Genomic DNA, 21,508 nt, shown 5'->3' with positions numbered 1-21,508 from the left:
GAGGGTTAGTATGAATTTAACTTTTCAAGGGATATCAAAAGACCTAATGAAGGGCATTTTGGAGCTAGAATCACAGCTTGGCTTCAAAGTCATTGAAAATGGGTTACCTGTAAGAGTAGAAAAAACGGTGGAAAATGTAATTGAAGTAAGGTTAGTGAATAATCAAGGGGCAATCAGATATTGTGATGATATTCACTTTTTTAGAGCATTAGGATTGTTTATTGAAGCCACTAGAAATCAGACCTCATTTGAAATTAAGGAAGAACCTCAATTTAAGATGAATGGCGCAATGTTTGATTGTTCAAGAAATGGTGTCTTAAAACCTGAGACCGTAAAAACATTCATTAGATATATGGCAACTATGGGCTTAAATATGTTAATGCTTTACACAGAAGATACTTATACAATTGAGTCGGAACCCTATTTCGGCTACTTAAGGGGAAGATATACAAATTCTGAACTAAAAGAGATAGATGATTATGCATATAGTTTCGGCATTGAAGTAATTCCATGTATCCAAACACTTGCTCATCTCTCCTCCTATTTAAGATGGTCTCACACAGCAAATATTCAGGACACAGAGGACGTCTTACTAATAAGAAATAAGGAAACATATAACTTTATTGATAAGATGATCCAATCTGCTGCAAGTCCTTTTAGGACGAATAGGATTCACATTGGTATGGATGAAGCACATGGTTTAGGTCGTGGGAAATTCTTAGATCGATTTGGAAAAGAAGATCGCTTCAATTTAATGACCCAACATCTTAAAGAGGTTATGAAAATTACTAACAAACTAGAATTAAAACCGATGGTGTGGAGCGATATGTATTTCCGTGTGTGGTCAGAAACAAATGCTTATTATGATTTAGACATTAATATCCCAAAAGAAGTTGTGAGAGATATTCCTAAAGGTGTTCAGTTAGTTTATTGGGATTACTATAACGAAAAGGAAGATTTTTATATTAATTTTATTCAAAAGCATGCTGATTTTGGTTCTAAGCCCGTATTTGCAGGGGGTATTTGGACATGGAATGGACCAACCATACACTATGAAAAAACTTTCAACACTACAAATGCTGCGTTAAGTGCCTGTAAACAAGAGAATGTAAAAGAAGTTTTTGCGACTCTATGGGGTGATGATGGTTCAGAAAGTAACTATTTTTTTGCACTTTTAGGCTTACAACTTTTTGCAGAACATGGCTACTCAAAAACAATAGATTCAGAAAAAGTAAAACGTCGGTTTGAGTTTTGTACTGGTGGAGATTTTAATGCTTTTCTAGCTCTTGGAAAAGGAGATGTACACTCAGCGGCAGATTGGCATAAGCTAATACCTGATAATCCAACAAAGTATTTATTGTGGCAAGATATTCTCTTAGGTCTGTTTGACAAGAATATTGAGAATTTAGGTTTTAGCAATCATTATAGATCTATTTATGAAGAACTAGAGCACCACATTAAAAAGGACTCAAGGTGGACTTCTTTGTATGAATTTACTTCAAGGCTTTGTTTATTATTAAGTTTGAAAAGTGAAATGGGTCTTAAATTATTTTACCTTTATCAAAAAAATATGAAAGAAGAACTACAAGAGGTTTCTAACAAAGAATTGAAAGTATTACATGATCGAGTAAATGGACTTAAAAAAGCCCATAGAGAGGAATGGATGAAAAATAACAAACCATTCGGATGGGAAGTCCTTGACATTCGGTATGGTGGTTTAATCGCTCGTATTGAAACGACACAAAAAAGGATTACAGATTATGTAGAGGGTAAAATTGAGTGCATTGATGAATTAGAAGCTGATAAGCTTTATTATGATCCAAGTATAAAGAAAGGACTTGGCAAAGAAAGTAAATACAGAAGAATTGCTTCTGCTAATGTTTTTTAATAGTTCGTCAATATTTAAAGACATTTAAAAGACTTGTCTTTAAGTATGAAATAACCTTATTATGTAGGTAACTTACATAAAAAGTCAGAATTTTCTTAAGTATGAAATCTAAGGAGGGGTCTTAATGAATCGTAAGAAGGTTGTAGGTCTTTTAATGATATTTTTACTCTCTTTCATACCTCTTTTAGCTTGTGCACCAGACAAAGAATCAACCACAGAAAAGGATGGAACCATTGAGCTTGAATTTTGGACGATTAATCTTAAGAAAAACTTTGGGGATTACATTCAAGGGATTGTAGACGAATATGAAAAAGAAAATCCCAATGTAAAAATTAATTGGGTGGATGTTCCAGGTGCAGATGTTACAAAGAAATTTATTACTGCTCTAAAAAGCGAAGAGGTTCCTGATGTGGTTAACCTTGCAAGCACAGATATTTCTTTGATCAGAAGTTATAACGTACTCAATCCGATTGATAAACTCGTAGATGAAAAAGAACTAGACCCGTATATTGATGGGTTAGTAGAAGGGCTGACCTTTAATGAAAATGTATTAGGTATCCCCTGGTATCATGGTGGTCCGCCAGTAGGTATGTTGAACACCGAAATATATGAAAAAGCAGGTCTTGATCCTGATAGTCCTCCTCAAACATGGGATGAATATATGGAAATGGGGAAACAAATTCACGAAAAACTGCCGGATGTCTACGGGGGTAATGATATTCCTACAATGGAAGTATTAATTGGCCAAGGACTACCCATTTTAAATGAAGATAGAACAAAGGCCGTTTTTAACTCTAAAGAACATGTTGATTTTGTTGAAATGTTTGTAAAGGGATATAAAAATGGAGCTATCGCGTCAGGAGCTGTTACAGAAGATGATCGCCAGCTTCAACAAACATTTGAAAATGGACAGCAAGCACATACAGGACAAAAGGTTGCTTCAGGATTAGTAAGTATAGAAAAGAATGCTCCAAGTGTGATTCCTAAATTAAAAGTATTTAAACCTGTAACAGGAAGTGAAGGCAAAGTAGCTTTGGGAGGTATTCAAACGTTTGTTGTACCTAAAAAATCGGAGCACCCAGAAGAGGCGGCAAAATTTGCGCTTTATGTAACCAATGCTAAGAATCAACTGGAATTTACAAAATTAGTTGCGATCTTCCCATCAACAGAAGAAACGTTAAAGGATCCATTCTTTACTGATTTTGAAGTGAAAAATATCCATGATGAAGCACGAAAAATAATGGTTGAAATATCACCGAAGCTTACTATAAACACGCTTGGGATTGAAAAGGAAGAAGAATTGAAAGAAGTTTATCTTGAACAAATCCGCGCCGCCCTTTTGGGTGAAAAATCTACACAAGAGGCACTGGATACAGCTGTAGAGCACTGGAATGAAGCTCTTTCTAAATAGGATTTAAAAATATTCATATTATAAGCAGCGGATTGAAGGTTTTCCGCTGCAATTCTTTTATTTAGCTTCTCAGAAAGGAGTCGATAAGTCGTTTATGAACCAAGTAGAAACAACAGTCCGCCATAGTGTAGTTACGGAAAGAAAAAAAAGAAAAAGGAAATTTAATTTCGTCCCATATATTTTCTTGTTGCCAGCTATTGTTCTTCTCTCAACATTTGAATATTTACCAACTATAAATGCATTCTATTATTCATTTACCGAATACCATGTGTTAGCACCACCCGAATGGATCGGGATTGAAAACTATCGAACGATGATGAATGATGATAAATTTTGGAAAGCACTAGGAAATTCCATGAAATATTTTCTTATTACAGTTCCCATGATTATTATTCTACCTTTATTTTTAGCGATTCTTGTAAATAGAAAATTAAAAGGAATTAACTTTTTTAGATTGATCTATTACTTACCAGTTGTAACAGCGATGGTAGCTGTAGCAATTATGTGGAAATATTTATATCATCCATCAGGATTGATTAATGCGTTTTTGCAAGGAATTGGCTTTGAAAATGCGGATATTAACTGGCTATTGAACACCAATGCTGCAATTCCTGCTATATCAATACTTGAAGCATGGAAAGCTATGGGCTTTTATATGCTAATCTATCTGGCTGGTCTTCAAGCCGTTTCAAAAGACCTTATCGAGGCAGCAAGAATCGACGGGGCATCACCAATAAAAATATTATGGCACGTCTATTTACCGCAACTACGGCCAGTGTTTGCAGTGACACTTGTTATGGCAACTCTTGGGACGATTCAAATGTTTACCAGCATTTATATCATGACAGGTGGCGGTCCATTAGATAGCACAATGTCATTACCTCTGTATATCTACCAAAAAGCCTTTGTAGAGCTTGATATGGGATATGCAACCGCAATGGGAATGGTCCTGTGGGTAATATTAATGATCCTTACCGTTATTAACTATAAAATCTCGAGAGGAGGGCACTCAGTTCAATGAATACAAATAAGGCAATCAGGTGGAAAAAGATCGGGAAAAATTTATACCTCTACGCATTATTAATTGCAGTGTCCTTAATCTTCATTGGTCCTTTTTTATGGCTTTTATCTACAGCATTCAAGTCAAATGCTCAGGATGTTTTTGGATTTCCTCCTAGCTTTATTCCAAATCCACCTGTTTTTGACCATTTTATTGAAGCGTGGACGGCAATACCATTCCCGAGGTATCTATTAAACTCTTTTTTATTATTGTTAATCATGGTACCTTCTCATATTTTTTTGACAGCTCTTACAGCTTATCCACTTGCTAGAATGAATTTCCGAGGAAGAACGTTAATTTTTTATGCGATTATCGCTACAATGTTTCTTCCTGAGGAGGGAAAGCTAGTACCTCTGTTTATTATTGTTGAGAAATTAGGGATGGTAGATTCCTGGTGGGGCTTAATTGTTCCAGGATTGGTAGGCGGGTTTTCCATATTTCTTATGCGCCAAGCTTATTTAACAATACCTAAGGAAATAGAAGAGGCGGCAATTATAGATGGCTGTGGTCCATTCAGGGTTTGGTGGAGTGTGATCCTACCATTAACAAAACCAACTCTTGCTGCTCTTAGTGTTTTCTCATTCATATCCGTTTGGAATTCATTTATGTGGCCCTTAATTATATTAAAAGATGAAAGTTTATTCCCAATCGCTTTAGGGTTAGCGTATTTATCTGGAACTTTTGGAACAGATGTGAAAACAATGGCAGCTGGTGTTGTCATTTCGCTTGTACCGATTATCATTTTTTATATTTTTATGCAGCGTCACTTTGTCAGTGGTCTTCAGGGATCTATTAAGGGTTAGGGAGGTTTTATAATGAATAAGATTGCGACTTGGAAAGATAAGCCGCTTAGAATTGTTGATTTTATCCCCCCTGAACCAGGGAAGTATGAAGCATTGGATTTAATAGAGCAATTTCAAATTCGAAAAAATCTGGAATTTAATGCTGAACATGTTGAAGTGCACGATATTACTGAAGGAGAATCTGGTATTACCTATTATCCATCCGATTGTGCAGTACAAGAACGGAAAAATATTTTAGAAAAAATATCTGATTCATATGGGAGTCTTGGAATACATCCGATTGTATATTTTAATGTCCACTGGCTTGCAGAGTCACTGGCAACGTTACATCCACATTGGCAGCAGCATGATGTACATAGTGAAAGAATTCAGAGTGCATATGGTACAGGTGGTTATTCATGTATTAACTCACCTTTTAGAGATTATGTCTTTCAAACAATTCGTAACCTTGCACGATACTCTATTAAAGGGGTATTTCTTGATGGTCCTTTCTACAGAGTAGAAGGGTGTTATTGTCCTTCCTGTAGAGAATTATTTTATTTTAAGTACAAGTATGAACTCCCGGATTGGAAAAACTGTTCGAACTCACAACAAAATGACTTTTTTAATTTTAAGAGAGAGTCAATTGCAGCGTTTATGAAAGAGGCAAGTGAGGCGTTAAAGAAGATTAACTCTGACACAATCATTTACATGAATAGTCCTCAGCTTGTTCCTACAAAATTTTGTAGTCGGGATAATCGTCTTACGGTTAAGTACCAGGATATGTTGCTAGCTGAGGGAGGCTTCTTAAGTGGAAACCTTAGAGAGCTGCCAATTTGGAAGCCTGCAGCTACTGCACAATTGCTGGAAACACAATCTAGTGGAAAACCATATTGTGTCGCAATAGCTGGGAGAATAGCACCTTGGTCACGATATTTACTTTCTCCAGCAGAGACCTGGCTTGCCCATGCTATGGCAGCTGCCCATGGGGCAAATACATGGTATGGGGTTTACAACGATAATAACCTTGATACTCGAATGGATACTGTAAAAGAAATAAACCACTTCCTAATTAAGAATGAAAAATATTATATGAATACAAAATCAATGGCTTCTATTGCATTAATGTGGTCTTATGCAACTGCTAATCAGTATCAGTCTTCAGCTGAAGAGACTGATTTTACTGCAGAGCAAGATAAGCTGTCCGATCAAAATAAAGGAGACGCTAGAGGTTCGTTTATAGGTTTATATGATGCACTTTCAAGAAGTAGAATTCCATTCGATGTTATCGATGATGAATCAATAAATGATCGTTCTTTCAAAAAGTACGAAGTGATTATATTACCAAATATTAGTGTGTTAACAGAAAATCAATCAAATCTAATTAAAGATTATGTCAAAAATGGTGGGAATATCATTGCTTCATTCGATACTTCTCTTTATGACGAAAACGGAAAACAACGAGCGCAGCCTTTACTTGCAGATGTCTTTGGAATCAATGAATTTAAAACGATTCGAAAATGTAAATATGATCATATTCAGGTTGATCAGAATAATGAACTGTTAGATGGTATAGATCAAACACTTATTCCAGCAGCTTTACTAGGAGCTAATGTTATACCCGACCCGACCTCTACTTCAATAATGAGTTATAGGGAAACACAAAAGTCCCGTTATAGTGAACTACCAAATCAAACAATATATCCTTATATTCTTAGAAATAAGTTTGGGGAAGGGGGAAGTGTTTATTTTGCTGGGAACGTAGGTGAATTTTATGAATCATACGCATTCCCTGAGTACCGTAAATTAATACAGAACGCCATTCTTTCACTTACAGATGTTTCAATAAAAATCAAAACCGCTATTCATTTAGAATCCATACATGTTTCTTTAAGGAAGCAACAAGATGATCGTATTATGTTGCATCTTATTAACTATAGCGGTTCCATGACTAGACCGATAACGGAGGTTATACCTATAACTGATATCCAAATTGAGTTTGAAATTGAAGAACCAATTCAATCTGTAAAAACATTGAAACTGAATGAACAACTTAGTTATCACCAAAATTATCAAAAAGTTAACATTGAATTACCAATTTTAAACGAGTATGAAGTGGTAATTATTACTCTTAAAAATTAACAGAAGTATGTAAAATAAAAAAATATTAACAGAATTGAAAGGGAGAAGGGAAATGAAAACATTACTAGAGCTTGAGAACAAAATGACAAAACCATCAAAACAACTAGTAAAAGATATACAAAAGATTGATGGAGATATCATGATTCTTGGTGTAGGGGGGAAAATGGGACCCTCACTTGCAAAATTGGCTAAAAATGCTGTTAGAGAAGTAGGCATAAATAAAAAAATTATTGGTACATCACGTTTTTCTTCTAACGAAGTGAGGATGGATCTTGAATCATTGGGTATTGAAACAATTGCTGCTGATTTACTTGATCAAAATCAACTAAATTCTTTACCAGATGTAAAAAACATTATTTATATGGCAGGGTATAAGTTTGGAACCTTTGGCAATGAGTCTTATACATGGGCAATGAACACTTATCTCCCTGGTATTGTATCCGAAAAATTTAAGAACTCTCGTATTGTTTCTTTTTCATCTGGAAATGTTTATCCTTTTACAAAAGTATCGAAAGGTGGCGCAGATGAGACAAATTTACCTGGTCCAATTGGCGAGTATGCACAATCCTGTTTAGGAAGAGAACGTATTTTTGAATATTTTGCTCGTTTGTATAATATAAAAATGGTTCATTTTCGACTGAACTATGCGATAGATTTAAGATATGGCGTACTACTTGAAATTGCTCGAAATGTTTTTGAAAATAAACCAATCGACTTAACAACGGGTCATGTTAACGTAATTTGGCAGGGTGATGCAAACGAAATGGCTATTCGAAGTTTACTTCTTGTAGATTCTCCACCATTAAAACTGAATATAACAGGTCCTGAAACAATTTCAATAAAATGGCTAGCAGAGCAATATGGTCAAAGATTTGGGAAAACTCCAATTTTTATCAATGATGAAAATTCTACTGCCCTGTTAAGTAATGCTTCAAAAGCTCACAAACTTCTAGGTTATCCAAAAGTTACTTTGAGACAAATGATCGATTGGATTGCAAATTGGGTTGAAATCGGTGGAATGACCATTAATAAGCCAACGAATTTTCAAGAAAGAGAAGGAGCATTTTAAATATGGGAAGCATGTTGGATCCAGCTATAAATAAAACACTTCAGGAAGGGGTAGTAATTCCAGCACATCCTTTGGCATTAAATACTAAGCGGAAATTGGATGAAGTGCGACAACGGAGCCTTACACGTTATTATATTACTTCTGGTGCTGGAGGTGTTGCTGTAGGAGTTCATACGACACAATTTGAAATACGTGAAAAAAAGTATAACCTATATCGAGAAGTTCTTGAATTAGCATCGGAAGAAGTTCAAAAAGCAGAGCTAACTCGACCGTTCATTAAAATAGCGGGAATCTGTGGTTCTACTAGCCAAGCAATTAAAGAAGCCTATTTAGCAAAGGAGCTTGGGTATGATCTAGGGCTTGTCAGTATGGGGGGATTGGATGATTGGAGTGAGGAAGAGCTTCTAATAAGGTTAGAAGAAATCGTCAAAATAATACCAATTTTTGGCTTTTATCTTCAACCTTCAGTTGGTGGAAGAAAACTTAGTTATGACTTTTGGAGAAAAACAGCTGATATTCCTGGTGTGGTAGCAATAAAAATAGCTCCATTTAACCGTTATCAGACTTTGGATGTGGTAAGAGCAGTTTGTGAATCTGAAAGAAGAGACGATATTGCTCTTTATACAGGAAATGATGACAATATTATCGTTGATTTACTTACAACTTATAGATTTGTAATTAATGAAAAGATAATTGAAAAGAAAATGGTAGGAGGGTTATTAGGACAATGGGCTGTATGGACGAAAAAAGCAGTGGAATTATTAGAGGAATTAAAGAAATTCCAAGAAAATAAAGAAACATCCCTAACTTTTCAAGAGCTTCTGAAACGTAATATTGAAATGACAGATGTAAATGCTGCTTTTTTTGATGTGAATAATCAGTTTGCTGGTTGTATTTCAGGTATTCACGAAGTTCTGAGAAGGCAGGGGCTTTTAGAAGGAAGGTGGTGTTTAAATCCAATTGAAACTCTTTCTAAAGGTCAAATAGAAGAAATCGATAGAGTATATAAACAATATCCGCATCTTAATGATGATGGTTTTGTAAAACAAAATTTATCAGCATGGATGAAAGGAAATGAAGCGTTTTAAGTAATGAGAAATGGGGGGAGCCATGGAGACAGATAAGATCCTAGGTAAGTTTTACAGTATCTGCGGATGGTTTATAAAAATCATTTATTTAAATTTGGTCTGGTTATTTTTTAGTGCATGTGGTTTGATTATTTTCGGTTTATTCCCTGCTACATTTGCTATGTTTGCTGTCACCAGGAAATGGATTCAAAGGAATGAAGACAATCATTTTTTTCATTTATTTTTATCTACTTTTAAAAAAGACTTTTGGAAGGCAAATTTGTTCGGTTTAATTTTTAGTCTAATAGGTATTGCCCTCTACCTTGATATTATGATAATTCAATCCTATGAAGGAGTTTTTGCCTTTTATTTATTTTGTTTTATTATTGTGATTTGTTTATTGTGTTTCGCAACGTTGCTGTTCCTATTACCTCTTTATGTACATATTGAACTATCAATTATTCAATATTTTAAACAAACCTTTTTAATCGTATTTGCTAGCCCTCTTAATACGGTTATAATGCTCGGAAGTGTTTTTCTTATATGCTTATTCTTCATGATTTTTTCAGGACTAATATTATTTGTGGCAGGAAGTTTAATAAGTGTGATCGTTACCGCAATTGCTCATAAGTCTTTCAGAAAACTTTCCGTACAGTAGTTAAATCATTAGACAGGGCGAAATAATTCAGAAAACGGTATGAATTATCTAACTTAAAATTCTATTCGATATGAGAAAAATAGTCGAGATACGGTATTATTCAGATGGTTATTTTTAAATTAATTAGTCATAGTATAGGATTTATTTTATAGGTTTATAGGTTTTGGTGAATTTAGTAAATTGGATTGTTTTACTAGTTAAAGATCCGTTTTATATTCAAAGCAACGTGATTTTTACTGATTGAACTGATGAATGAATAAAGACGGTGGATCTTTACAATGAAGAAAGAGAGGGGATTGTATTGACTTTAAGGTTAGGAACTTCAAAGGTCGACATTACTCCTAATATCCCTGTAGAGTTAGCTGGTTTTGCTCATCGAGAAGGAGTCTATTGTGAGATCAATACACCTCTATATCTGAAAACTTTCTATTTCGAAAAAAGTGTATCCCCAACCGAGAAGAAAACCATCATCTTAATAACGGCAGATTTAATTTGGTGGGATGGTGACAAATGTGCAATATCGGAAAAATCTATTGGAGAAGCGTTTGATTTAAAGGATTTTAACATAGTGTTCCATGCAACCCATAATCATTCAGGACCGCAAACAAACCCTAGTTTCACAAAACTATTAGGAACAATAAATTCGGATTATATTGAATTTTTATATGATCAAATTATAGAGGCTATTAAAATCGCAAGACAAAACGTTGAACCTATAAAACTAGAAAAGGGATCAACAAACTGCAAAATAGGGATTAACCGACGTTTAAAGTTCAACAATGAAATTAAAATGGCCCCTAATGATAATGGGGTTGTTGATCCACAAGTAATCATCTTACTTATAAAGAATCTTTCGGGGAAAATAAAAGGAGTTTTGATACATTACGCATGTCATCCTACAACAACAGGTGAAAACTTTGTTTCATCAGAATTTCCGGGTATAGCTGCTGATAAGATTGAACAATCACTAGGTGATCAAGTAATTGCAGGTTACTTACAGGGATGTTGTGCTGATATTCGTCCAGCACTAGTGGATAAAAAAAATAATAAGTTTTATAGAGGGGAACATACGGATGTCAAACGGTTAGGTAATCACCTAGCAGACTGTGTGTTAAACGCTATACAAGAACAAGAGTTTATAAAAATTGAATCAGATCGCTTAATCATAAGGCATAAAGCAATACCTCTAACATTCAAGAATATCCCATCAATAAGTTATTTAAAAAACATGGAAGGAACAATTCGTCAAGACCCACAACTTGAGTGGTGTAGTTATTTGTTGAAAAACGAAAGTAAACTTAAATCTGAAGTTACACTTGAATTAACTTTTGTAGAGTTCGGTAGAGAGTTATCCTTTTTAGCAATGAATGCTGAGATGGTAGTGGAGTATGGCTTATTAGTTAAAAAAGAGTTTTCAAATTGTGTACTTCCCATACCTTACAGTAATGGAATGATTGGTTATATCCCAACAGCGAGACAAATCGAGGAAGGTGGATATGAGGCAAACGAATCAATCTATTATTTTGGATTGCCTTCACAATTTTCAATGTGTATTGAAGATAACATCAGCCAAGGGATACGAGATTTAATAATGGAGGGAGAGTGTAAAAATGTCAATTTCCCCAGTTCAAGTTAATAAGATTGATAATTTAATGGTTCGAGTCTTTTCAAATCGAGAGGCGATGGGAATTCATGCAGGAAAAGAAATAGCTGAAAAAATTAAAAGTTTATTACAAGAAAAAGAAGAAATAAGGGTGGTATTTGCTGCGGCCCCTTCACAAAATGAAGTGCTTGCCTACTTAGCTAAGGATAAGGATATTGATTGGTCAAAAATAGTAGCTTTTCACATGGATGAATATATTGGCTTATCTGAAGGGGCATCACAAAGCTTTGGTCGCTTTTTGTCAGAAAAGTTATTTGAAAAGGTTAAGCCGAAAAAAATACATTTAATAAATGGAAACAATGATAGTAAAGATGAATGTAAACGGTATGCTTCGCTTCTTAAAAAAAAACCTATAGACATCGTTTGTTTAGGAATTGGAGAGAATGGTCACATTGCATTTAATGATCCCCCGGTAGCCGACTTTGAGGATAATGATACTGTTAAAATAGTCAAACTAGACAGAGCTTGTAGACAGCAACAAGTAAATGATGGTTGTTTTACTGATATCTTTGATGTCCCAGAAAAGGCAATCACTCTTACAATCCCAGAAATAGTATCAGGGGAATTTTTATTTTGTGTTGTCCCAGGGAAAACTAAAGCGATTGCTGTTCACAATGTCTTGAAAGGAACTATAACAACTGAATGGCCAGCATCTATATTGCGTAGACACCCTAATTGTATTTTATTTTTAGATGAAGAATCTTATGGAGATAAAATTAATAATGCGTACAATTGAGGCAATTCATTATAAAACAGGTGAATTAATAGAAATCGACTTTCAAGATGGAATTTTTACAAAGGTAGACAATAAAGGAGCCTCTCAAGATATATCGTTACCTTACATTGCACCAGGATTAATTGATCTACAAATTAATGGGTACAAGGGAATAGACTTTAACACCTTGCCCATACAAGAGTCTGAGATTCTGAGATTGACGAGGGAGTTATGGAGTGTAGGTGTTACTTCTTTCTTTCCGACAATTATTACAAATAGCCGAGAGAAAATAGAGGAAGCGATGGTCTCAATTAAAAATGTTTGTGATAAATATCCTGAAATTGAAAATTCGATAACAGGTATTCATTTAGAGGGTCCTTTTATATCTCCGGAAGACGGCCCAAGAGGCGCGCATGACGTCCAGTATGTGAGGTCACCTGATTGGTCATTATTTTCTCGATGGCAAGAAGCTGCTGGGGGGAAGATCAAAATTGTTACTCTTTCTCCAGAATGGAAGGGCTCTGAATATTTTATCCGAAAATGTACGAACGAAGGTATTTTGATTTCAATTGGGCACACTTCCGCTGAACCTGAACAAATCATTGCTGCTATAGAAGCGGGAGCTAAATTATCTACCCATCTTGGAAATGGAGCTCATGAAATGCTACGTAGACACCCTAATTATTTATGGGAACAGCTTGCGAGTGAACAATTAGCGGCGACTTTCATTTGTGATGGGTTTCATTTACCAAACTCAGTTATAAAAACAATTATTAGAATGAAAGGAAACCGTTCAATAATTGTCAGTGACAGTGTTTCGTTGGCTGGAATGGAGGCTGGCGAATATACCAATCATATTGGTGGAAATGTGGTTTTGACTAAGGAAGGTAAGCTTCATATAGCTGAAAATCCAAACCTTTTAGCAGGTTCAGCTCAATCACAATTGTGGGGAATCAATTATCTTCTGAAAAATAACTTATGTAAGTTAGCTGAAGCTGTTGATATGGCAACTGTAAACCCTGCTGTACACTTGAATTTAACACAACTAAAAAGTTTAGAGGTAAATAAACAGGCGGATTTTATTTTATTCAATTATTCAAGTGAGTTTGGAATTGAATTAATTAGCACTTATAAGACCGGTAATCAAGTGTCAAATAAACATATAGGGGTGAAAAAATGACATTGTCTTTAACAAAACATTATTTAAACGCAGTTACCGAACACTTAAATCGCCTACAGCAGGAAGAAGAAAATATAAATAAAGCAGCAAGACTAATTGCGCAACAGATTAAAAATGATAAATTAGTGTTTGCTTATGGTCCTGGTGGACATTCTAATTTAGGTTCACAAGAATTGTTTTTTCGGGCTGGAGGCCTTATGCATGTAAGTGCTATTTTGGATGAAGGTACATTGTTAAGTGGTGGTGCATTACGTTCGATGGCTATTGAAAGAACTCCTGGGTATGGGAAAATTGTTATAAATGATTATAATCTCCAAAAAGACGATTTGATAATTATTATAAATGCGTATGGCATTAATTCTGCTGCAATTGATGCTGCACTAGAAGCGAATAGATTAGGAGTTAGAACGATTGGGGTTACATCTGTTGAGCATGCTTCCAACACACCCAAGGAGCACCCCGCTCGGCATCCTTCCAAGCAAAACCTCCATGAATTAGTTGATGTTGTATTAGATAGTAAGGTTGGAGTTGGAGATGCAATTTTAGAAATTGAGGGGCTTGAACAAAAAGTGGCAGCAATATCCACTTTTACAAATGCTTTCCTATTAAATTCTATGACAGCAGAAGCCGTAAATATATTAGTCCAGGAAGGGATTAAGCCACCAATTTGGAGGAGTGGTAACGCAACTGGAGGGGACGAATGGAACGCACAATTTATTAATCAATTCAAAGATAAAATTAAAAAATTATAGGAGTAGCAGAGTCTCGTTTTATATGACAGTTCAATGTTAAAATTAGAATAATTATTATTTTTAGTCAGGGGTATATACATGTCAATAAAAGGAACTTCCATATTAAGAGAGAGAAACCAAAAACGAGTACTTGAATATTTAAGAAAAAACAAAATGTCTTCAAGGCTTGAAATTTCCAAAGCATTGAAGGTAAGTAAAAACACTGTTTCACTGATTATAGATCATTTTATCAAACAAGGAATAGTTGCTGAAAGAGGTTCTAAAGAAACCAAAGGTGCAGGGAGACCAAGCGTTGCATTGTCCATAGTTCCAAGGTCCTGCCATTCAGTTGGTATTTATACCCGAAGTGAAAAAATAGAAATCATTGTAACTGATTATTGTTTTAATATTATAGAGCATTCGACAATAACAATAACCCAAGAAGATCGATTGCTAGAAGAGCTTATCCATTGTTGTGAAAGAATAGTTGACAGTTATCCTAATGTAATTGGAATTGGGATTGGAGTTCCCGGTTTGGTTAACCCGAAAACTGGATTTGTATATCGTGCAACAAATCTAAATTGGACAAACATCCCATTAAAGGAAAGAATCCAACGAAAGGTTAATGCTAACATTTCAGTTTTTAACAGTGTAAAAGTAGCTGCTTTACAAGCAATAGAAGATAGTGAAGAGGATCTTCATAGTATTTTTTATATAAGAATTAGTGAAGGAATAGGTGGAGCTTTCATTATTAATAACAGTATACATCTTGGTGCAAGCTGGACTGCAGGGGAGATTGGGCATATTAGTGTAGAAGAGAATGGTCCTAAGTGTAAATGTGGTCAAAGTGGCTGTTTGGAAAGACTCATTAATGTAACCGCCTTTAAAGAAGCAATTAAAGATAATGGTTTTGGTTACTACAACAAAATGAATATCCGAGAGTTAATTAATGATAATAGTTCTGAATTTATAATGCAAGAATTAAAAAATTGTGGGTCCTATCTAGGAAAAGCAGTTTCACAAGTTATACATCTATTAAACCCCCAAGTAATTATTATTGATAGTCCATATAATGGGGCATCCATTTTTAAGGATAATACTGTTAAAGTTATTGAACAAAAATCTTTGAACCTCCCTTTTCAACAAACAAGAATAGAATTTGTAGACAATGTTTATTCCCCAGCAAAAGGAGCTGCTATCTCAGTAATTATTAATTTTGAAACAGGAGAGAGTTAGCCGAGAGAGTAATTATTCTCTCTTTTTTTTTCATTATTTTTTGATAGTTGATCCATAAAGTTACTAAAATTATCAACTAATTCATCAAATACCTTCAAAAGTTTTACATGTATTTAGCGAGTCTATCCCCCTTATTTAAAATAAAATTTCTAAATAATCATCAATTCAACGTAATAATATTTCAAAAATAAACATTTTGTACCAATTCTAAAGTCTTGTTTAACAGCTTAGTTTTAGTTATAAGAGACTTAAGTGGTATAGACAACTATCTTTGCTCTTAGGTACGCTACTAGTACATAATGAAAACCCTTACATGGATTTTGGGAAAAAGGTGGTGAGTTAAAACAGTAAGGACGATTGTAGATTACTTTCGAGCACGGTTGCCGAGAAAAGGAGGAATCTATGAAACGTAAATCTTTATCTATTCCATTAGCTACACTGATTGGTACGTCAGTACTGTTAGCCGGAGGTGGGGTTACCATGGCAGAAAGGGATCATCCCGCACAACCTACAACAAAACAAAGTGAAAGTAAGACAGTCCAGAATAAACATCCACATCCCAAATTCACATGGGGCGAGCCGGGACCGATATCTCCAGTCTTGCATCCAGGATCTGCAAGGGGTGCAGGGATGAATGAACAACCGCTCAAAGAGATCGATCAAGTAATGAATACAATGATTGAAGAGGAAGTTATGCCAGGTGCCGTTGCTTTTGTCGCGAGAAAGGGTCATATCGTGAAACATGAAGCTTACGGTTATGCCGCCAGGTACACAGACGATACGAAATCGGAGATGGATAATCCGATACAAATGACAACGGATACAATTTTTGACGTCGCCTCCATCAGTAAAATCTTCACAACGACAGCTGCTATGAAGCTATATGAAGAAGGATACTTTGAATTGGATGATCCTGTGGCAAACTATATTCCGGAATTTGCACAGAATGGTAAGGAAAATGTAACGATCAGACAATTAATGACCCATACATCTGGATTCAAAGCTTGGATCCCTCTATACACTCAAGGTGATAGCCGTGATGACCGGCTGCAGTTGGTGTTCGAATCCCCCCTAGTAAACCAACCAGGAACAACCTATACATACAGTGATCTCAATATGATAACACTAGGTGCACTAATCGAACGACTTTCCGGTCAACGACTTGATCAATATGTAAAAGAAAAGATTACTGAACCTCTTGGTATGAAGGACACGATGTACAACCCACCATCAGAATTGAAAAATCGCATCGCAGCAACAGAATATCAGCCATGGACTGACCGGGGGCTCGTCTGGGGTGACGTTCATGACGAAAACGCATGGTCATTAGGTGGCGTCGCAGGTCATGCTGGTGTTTTCTCAACAGCTAGTGATCTCGCAAAACTTGCCCACATGTATCTTAACAACGGCCGCTATGGGGATAAGCAGATCCTTCAACCTGAAACGGTCCAACTGCTTGTTGAAAACCAAATTCCTGAGTTTCCGGGAGACGATCACGGTCTCGGTTGGGAGATTCAACAAGGCTGGTTTATGGATGCCCTTTCTTCAGATTCTACGCTTGGACATACTGGCTACACCGGAACATCGATTGTCGTCGACCGAAACAACGCGACAATTGCAATTCTATTAACCAATCGTGTCCATCCTACGAGAGATACTGTTTCTACTAATCCAGCACGACGTCAGTTTGCTAGAAAAGTAGCCGATGCCATACCGGTTTCAATCCAAGGTAAAGGTCCTGCCTGGTTTTCTGGATATGGAGACCGATTACAGCGTTCACTTACTGGAGAAGTTAATCTATCAGAAGCGGCGGCACTCTCCTTTAAAACATGGCATCGGATTGAAGCGAACTATGATTATGGATATGTTGAGGTTTCTAGTGACGGAGAGAGTTGGCAACAGGTAGGGGAACCGCTGACAGGAAGCAGTAACTGGGAGGCTATAGAAGTTCAACTGCCTTCCAATACTCAATATGTCCGGTTCCGCTATCAGACGGACGGCTCTACGAATAGCCGAGGCTGGTATGTACAAGACATCCAAGTCACTCTTCAAAATGGACAAGTGATCGAACCACAATTTTCAGGTGATGGATGGCAATTACGTAATGGTTAGCTGCCTGGATCGATTAATTTCAAGGAGGGAGATCGAGTGAATAGAACATTCCATAAATCTGTGTTGCTCTCACTTTTAGCCGTTGCATTGTTGTTCACGCAAGTTTTCATTGGACAACCTACTAAGACTGTAAAAGCTGCTGACTCTAACACAATCAAAGACTTGCTTATTTTACAAAACGTTTCAGAGGTGAAGGCTAAGGCAGAAGATGGCAAGATCCAATTAAATGCGCTACATGTCTATGATGAGGGGCATTTTATGACAACATCCGAAGGGCTCACTTGGACGTCCACGAACGAAAATGTAGCGACCGTCGATGAAGATGGGAACGTTACGTTTACTGGTCAAAATGGACGGACATACATCAAAGTGACAGATGGTGAGTTTCGGGACCGGATCGGACTTCACTATAGATTTGACAGGAAAAAAGGTAAAGGAAAACCTGATTCATCTCCGGTCGTGATCAAGCAAAAAGGAGAGCGTTATCACATTATTGAAAATGCGATTGCAAATATGACGGTAAAAGAAAAAATCGGTCAAATGTTAATGCCGGATTTCCGCAGTTGGAATGGGGAAGATGTAACCGAAATGCTTCCTGAAATTGAGCAGCTTGTAGACGAATATCATCTCGGAGGTGTCATCCTTTTCCGTGAAAACGTTGTAACGACAGAACAAACCGCTCGCTTTGTTTCACAATACCAAGAAGCTACTGAGAAGTTTGGAATGCTGATGACGATTGATCAGGAAGGCGGGATCGTCACCCGACTCCAATCTGGTACGGATATGCCCGGAAACATGGCACTCGGCGCAACCCGATCAACGGAACTCTCAGAAAATGTTGGGCGTGTAATTGGAGAAGAATTGGATGCGCTTGGGATCAACATGAATTTCGCTCCTGTTCTCGATGTCAATAATAATCCGGATAATCCGGTTATTGGTGTTCGTTCATTTGGAGAGGACCCACAGCTTGTTGCTGATATGGGTGTCGCCTATACGAAAGGGTTGCAAAGTACAGGTGTAGCTGCGACAGCAAAGCACTTTCCGGGCCACGGGGATACTGCGGTCGACTCGCATTTAGGACTTCCGGAAGTTCCACATGATAAAGAACGCTTGATGGAGGTTGAACTTTATCCATTCCAAAAAGCGATGGAAGCGGGAATTGATGCGATCATGACCGCACATGTCACGTTCCCGAAAATCGATGATACGAAGGTCATTTCCAAAAAGGACGGAACCGAAGTCTCTCTTCCGGCAACACTTTCTCATAAAGTATTGACTGGTCTCGTTCGAGAGGAGATGGGTTTTGAAGGTGTCATCATTACAGATGCGTTGAACATGGGAGCGATTGTCGATCATTTTGGGACAGTTGATGCAGCGATTCGTGCTGTACAGGCAGGTACGGACATCGTGCTAATGCCAGTCGGTCTTGAAGAGGTCGCTGATGGGTTGTTGAATGCGGTTGAGACTGGCGAAATATCCAAAGGACGAATCGATTCCGCAGTTGAGAGAATTTTAACGTTAAAAGTGAAACGGGGAATCATTAAGGCAGAAACCCCTGAGCCGATCGATGAGAAAATCGATCATGCTTTAGAAGTCGTCGGTTCTGAGGAACACAAACAAGTTGAAAAGGATGCTGCAGAACAGTCGATCACCCTTGTGAAAAATGATAATGTTCTCCCACTAAACGGGAGTGAAGAAGAAAGCATTGTCATTGTTGGACGAAGCTATATCACTAGTTTAGGAGATGCTGTCAAAGCACATCACGAAAATACACAAGTCATTCAGGTACCATCTTCCTACGAGCTTTCGGAAGAGCAAATGCAACAAATTCGGGATGCAGATAAAGTGATCGTAGGCACGTACAGCTATAATGTTTCAACTAGATTACCAGAACATCCGCAAATGAATTTGGTTCGAACGATCATGGAGGAGACCGATGCACCGGTAATAGGTGTAGGAATCCGAAACCCATACGACATCATGGCTTACCCTGAAGTTGATGCGTACATTGCACAATACGGCTTTCGGACAGCAAGCTTTGAAGCGACAGCAGCGACGATGTTCGGGAGCAATAAACCGACTGGAAAGCTCCCTGTAACTATCCCAGGATATGATAGTGATGTTTTGTATGAATTTGGTCATGGATTGAGCTACTAGCTAGTGGATCGGTGAATGATAACGGCTTTTAAAATCGAATGGATGGTTTTCGACTTTCATCAAGCCATTTGCCTATACGATTGACTATTATTCAATAAAAATACAGGAGGGATTCTGTTGAAGAAATGGTTCGTCATGAGTTTAACGACGGTTCTTGTGCTTTCCTCACTTACTGCAGCGTTTGCGGATAACGGGAATGAAGGTGTCCAAAAAAAGAAAAAGCATCATAACAAGGTCAAACTGGGTATAGAAGTTTTACTAGATGATCAAAAGGAATTGATTGAAGGGCAAAGGGTTGGCCTTATTACGAACCCAACTGGTGTCGATAAAAATTTAAATAGTGTCGTCGATCTTCTTCATAATGATCCTGACGTCGAATTGACTGCGTTGTACGGACCAGAGCATGGGGTGCGTGGTAGTGAGCAAGCGGGAGATTACGTTGAATATTACATCGATGAGGAAACAGGTCTTCCGGTTTATAGCTTATACGGTCAAACTCGAAAGCCTACTCCGGAAATGCTTGAAAACATCGATGTGCTAATGTTTGATATTCAGGATGTCGGAACACGTTTTTACACGTACATTTACACGATGGCCTATGCAATGGAAGCAGCAGCTGAAAACGATATTCCATTCATCGTTCTTGACCGTCCGAACCCACTCGGTGGTAAAGCAGTTGAAGGACCAGTGCTCGATCCTGCTTTTTCTTCTTTCGTCGGATTATATCCAATTCCGCTCAGACACGGAATGACAGTTGGAGAGCTAGCAACATTATTTAATGAGGAATTTGATATTGGTGCAGACTTGACTGTCGTGGAAATGAAGGGTTGGAAGCGAAAGATGTTGTATGATGATACGTCACTTGAATTCGTCCTTCCATCACCAAACATGCCGACTGTAGATACGGCACTCGTCTATCCAGGAGCTGCACTAATTGAAGGAACGAATGTCTCAGAAGGAAGAGGGACGACAAAACCATTCGAATTAATCGGAGCTCCTTTCATTAACAGTACCGATCTTTCAGCTGAACTCAATGGTTTAGATTTGCCTGGTGTTACATTTAGAGCAGCCTCGTTTACACCTATGTTCTCGAAGCATCGAGGTGAATTATCACATGGTGTGCAAATCCATGTAACAGATAAAGAAGCATTCCAACCAGTCGAAATGGGTCTTCACTTAGTTAAAACGATTCATGATATGTACCCCGAGGATTTTGCTTTCCGTGCTGAAAACAGTGCTGGCGTATCCTTTTTTGATAATTTGATCGGCAATGGCTGGGTCCGTGAAGCAATTGAAAATGGTGAAAGCGTTGATGAGATTAAAGCCCAATGGCAAGGAGATCTTGATCAATTTAAAAAGCTACGTGAAAATTATTTGATTTACCATTAATACACGATAAAGTGTTCAACCTGCAGTAGTTTGTTATGCAGATACTGCAGGTTTCTCTCTATCTATGATCTCACAAAAATGGAGGAGTGGGGGTGTGGTGTCACAATTTATCTGAAATAAAATTACATAAAAGACAGATTAATTTCGTAATAATTGTTTATAGGGCTAAATCATATTTATCCGATTTTTCACACGTTAAGAAAGTATAAAAGTTTGCGGCATGGATGTAATGTCCAGCTTCAGCGCCC

16 protein-coding genes are annotated in these 21,508 nt (G+C 37.1%); all 16 read left to right on the top strand.

Features of this window, described 5'->3' with window-relative positions; all coding sequences use genetic code 11:
- Positions 1-10: 10 nt before the first annotated feature.
- The 16 genes from NON16_RS10570 (at position 11) to NON16_RS10495 (ending at position 21,260) form a co-directional block, all read left to right on the top strand.
- Positions 11-1,888 (top strand): beta-N-acetylhexosaminidase, encoded by a 1,878-nt coding sequence (locus NON16_RS10570; RefSeq protein ID WP_257348951.1) that lies wholly within the window; start codon positions 11-13, stop codon positions 1,886-1,888.
- A 124-nt stretch (positions 1,889-2,012) separates the two neighbouring features.
- Complete coding sequence (locus NON16_RS10565) at positions 2,013-3,299, top strand: ABC transporter substrate-binding protein (protein ID WP_257348950.1); 1,287 nt, start codon at positions 2,013-2,015, stop codon at positions 3,297-3,299.
- 94 nt (positions 3,300-3,393) lie between these two features.
- Complete coding sequence (locus NON16_RS10560; RefSeq protein ID WP_257348949.1) at positions 3,394-4,320, top strand: carbohydrate ABC transporter permease; 927 nt, start codon at positions 3,394-3,396, stop codon at positions 4,318-4,320.
- A complete protein-coding gene (locus NON16_RS10555) occupies positions 4,317-5,162 on the top strand; it encodes a carbohydrate ABC transporter permease (protein WP_257348948.1) in 846 nt (281 codons plus the stop codon). The genes NON16_RS10560 and NON16_RS10555 overlap by 4 nt, the downstream gene beginning before the upstream one ends.
- A gap of 12 nt (positions 5,163-5,174) precedes the next feature.
- Positions 5,175-7,283 carry a beta-galactosidase trimerization domain-containing protein gene (locus NON16_RS10550; protein ID WP_257348947.1) on the top strand — a complete coding sequence of 703 codons (2,109 nt, stop codon included), beginning with the start codon at positions 5,175-5,177 and terminating at the stop codon, positions 7,281-7,283.
- Positions 7,284-7,335: 52 nt separating this feature from the next.
- Positions 7,336-8,352 carry an NAD-dependent epimerase/dehydratase family protein gene (locus tag NON16_RS10545; protein WP_257348946.1) on the top strand — a complete coding sequence of 339 codons (1,017 nt, stop codon included), beginning with the start codon at positions 7,336-7,338 and terminating at the stop codon, positions 8,350-8,352.
- An 11-nt stretch (positions 8,353-8,363) separates the two neighbouring features.
- The gene (locus NON16_RS10540) at positions 8,364-9,440 is read left to right on the top strand and encodes a dihydrodipicolinate synthase family protein (protein ID WP_257349035.1); all 1,077 of its coding nucleotides are present in this window, start codon (positions 8,364-8,366) and stop codon (positions 9,438-9,440) included.
- A 22-nt stretch (positions 9,441-9,462) separates the two neighbouring features.
- Entirely contained in the window at positions 9,463-10,077 is a 615-nt protein-coding gene (locus NON16_RS10535; protein WP_257348945.1) for a YesL family protein, read from the top strand.
- Between the two features lie 301 nt (positions 10,078-10,378).
- Positions 10,379-11,713 (top strand): neutral/alkaline non-lysosomal ceramidase N-terminal domain-containing protein, encoded by a 1,335-nt coding sequence (locus NON16_RS10530; protein ID WP_257348944.1) that lies wholly within the window; start codon positions 10,379-10,381, stop codon positions 11,711-11,713.
- Positions 11,688-12,476: a glucosamine-6-phosphate deaminase gene (locus tag NON16_RS10525; protein WP_257348943.1), complete on the top strand. Its 789-nt coding sequence runs from the start codon at positions 11,688-11,690 to the stop codon at positions 12,474-12,476. The genes NON16_RS10530 and NON16_RS10525 overlap by 26 nt, the downstream gene beginning before the upstream one ends.
- Complete coding sequence (locus NON16_RS10520; RefSeq protein WP_257348942.1) at positions 12,463-13,635, top strand: N-acetylglucosamine-6-phosphate deacetylase; 1,173 nt, start codon at positions 12,463-12,465, stop codon at positions 13,633-13,635. The genes NON16_RS10525 and NON16_RS10520 overlap by 14 nt, the downstream gene beginning before the upstream one ends.
- On the top strand, positions 13,632-14,387 hold the full coding sequence (locus NON16_RS10515) for an SIS domain-containing protein (protein WP_257348941.1): 756 nt from the start codon (positions 13,632-13,634) through the stop codon (positions 14,385-14,387). Before NON16_RS10520 ends, NON16_RS10515 begins: the two co-directional genes overlap by 4 nt.
- A gap of 78 nt (positions 14,388-14,465) precedes the next feature.
- Positions 14,466-15,602: an ROK family transcriptional regulator gene (locus tag NON16_RS10510; protein WP_257348940.1), complete on the top strand. Its 1,137-nt coding sequence runs from the start codon at positions 14,466-14,468 to the stop codon at positions 15,600-15,602.
- Positions 15,603-16,004: 402 nt separating this feature from the next.
- Complete coding sequence (locus tag NON16_RS10505; RefSeq protein ID WP_257348939.1) at positions 16,005-17,714, top strand: serine hydrolase domain-containing protein; 1,710 nt, start codon at positions 16,005-16,007, stop codon at positions 17,712-17,714.
- Between the two features lie 36 nt (positions 17,715-17,750).
- Complete coding sequence (locus NON16_RS10500) at positions 17,751-19,871, top strand: glycoside hydrolase family 3 protein (protein WP_372508786.1); 2,121 nt, start codon at positions 17,751-17,753, stop codon at positions 19,869-19,871.
- A gap of 117 nt (positions 19,872-19,988) precedes the next feature.
- Positions 19,989-21,260, top strand: a complete 1,272-nt coding sequence (locus NON16_RS10495; RefSeq protein WP_257348938.1) for an exo-beta-N-acetylmuramidase NamZ family protein — start codon at positions 19,989-19,991, stop codon at positions 21,258-21,260.
- The last annotated feature ends 248 nt before the right edge of the window (positions 21,261-21,508 follow it).

Source organism: Pseudalkalibacillus decolorationis (genome assembly GCF_024609785.1).
GTDB lineage: Bacteria > Bacillota > Bacilli > Bacillales > Fictibacillaceae > Pseudalkalibacillus > Pseudalkalibacillus decolorationis.
The sequence above is the reverse complement of the archived record's forward strand: the minus strand, read 5'-3'. Positions and strand labels throughout refer to the sequence as shown.

Bases quoted from the DNA above. Each gene is read 5' to 3' on its own strand.
- NON16_RS10515 (WP_257348941.1), top strand. From the start codon at position 13,632: ATGACATTGTCTTTAACAAAACATTATTTAAACGCAGTTACCGAACAC.
- NON16_RS10555 (WP_257348948.1), top strand. From the start codon at position 4,317: ATGAATACAAATAAGGCAATCAGGTGGAAAAAGATCGGGAAAAATTTA.
- NON16_RS10565 (WP_257348950.1), top strand. From the start codon at position 2,013: ATGAATCGTAAGAAGGTTGTAGGTCTTTTAATGATATTTTTACTCTCT.
- NON16_RS10510 (WP_257348940.1), top strand. From the start codon at position 14,466: ATGTCAATAAAAGGAACTTCCATATTAAGAGAGAGAAACCAAAAACGA.
- NON16_RS10505 (WP_257348939.1), top strand. From the start codon at position 16,005: ATGAAACGTAAATCTTTATCTATTCCATTAGCTACACTGATTGGTACG.
- NON16_RS10560 (WP_257348949.1), top strand. From the start codon at position 3,394: ATGAACCAAGTAGAAACAACAGTCCGCCATAGTGTAGTTACGGAAAGA.
- NON16_RS10535 (WP_257348945.1), top strand. From the start codon at position 9,463: ATGGAGACAGATAAGATCCTAGGTAAGTTTTACAGTATCTGCGGATGG.
- NON16_RS10525 (WP_257348943.1), top strand. From the start codon at position 11,688: ATGTCAATTTCCCCAGTTCAAGTTAATAAGATTGATAATTTAATGGTT.
- NON16_RS10550 (WP_257348947.1), top strand. From the start codon at position 5,175: ATGAATAAGATTGCGACTTGGAAAGATAAGCCGCTTAGAATTGTTGAT.
- NON16_RS10540 (WP_257349035.1), top strand. From the start codon at position 8,364: ATGTTGGATCCAGCTATAAATAAAACACTTCAGGAAGGGGTAGTAATT.
- NON16_RS10570 (WP_257348951.1), top strand. From the start codon at position 11: ATGAATTTAACTTTTCAAGGGATATCAAAAGACCTAATGAAGGGCATT.
- NON16_RS10545 (WP_257348946.1), top strand. From the start codon at position 7,336: ATGAAAACATTACTAGAGCTTGAGAACAAAATGACAAAACCATCAAAA.
- NON16_RS10520 (WP_257348942.1), top strand. From the start codon at position 12,463: ATGCGTACAATTGAGGCAATTCATTATAAAACAGGTGAATTAATAGAA.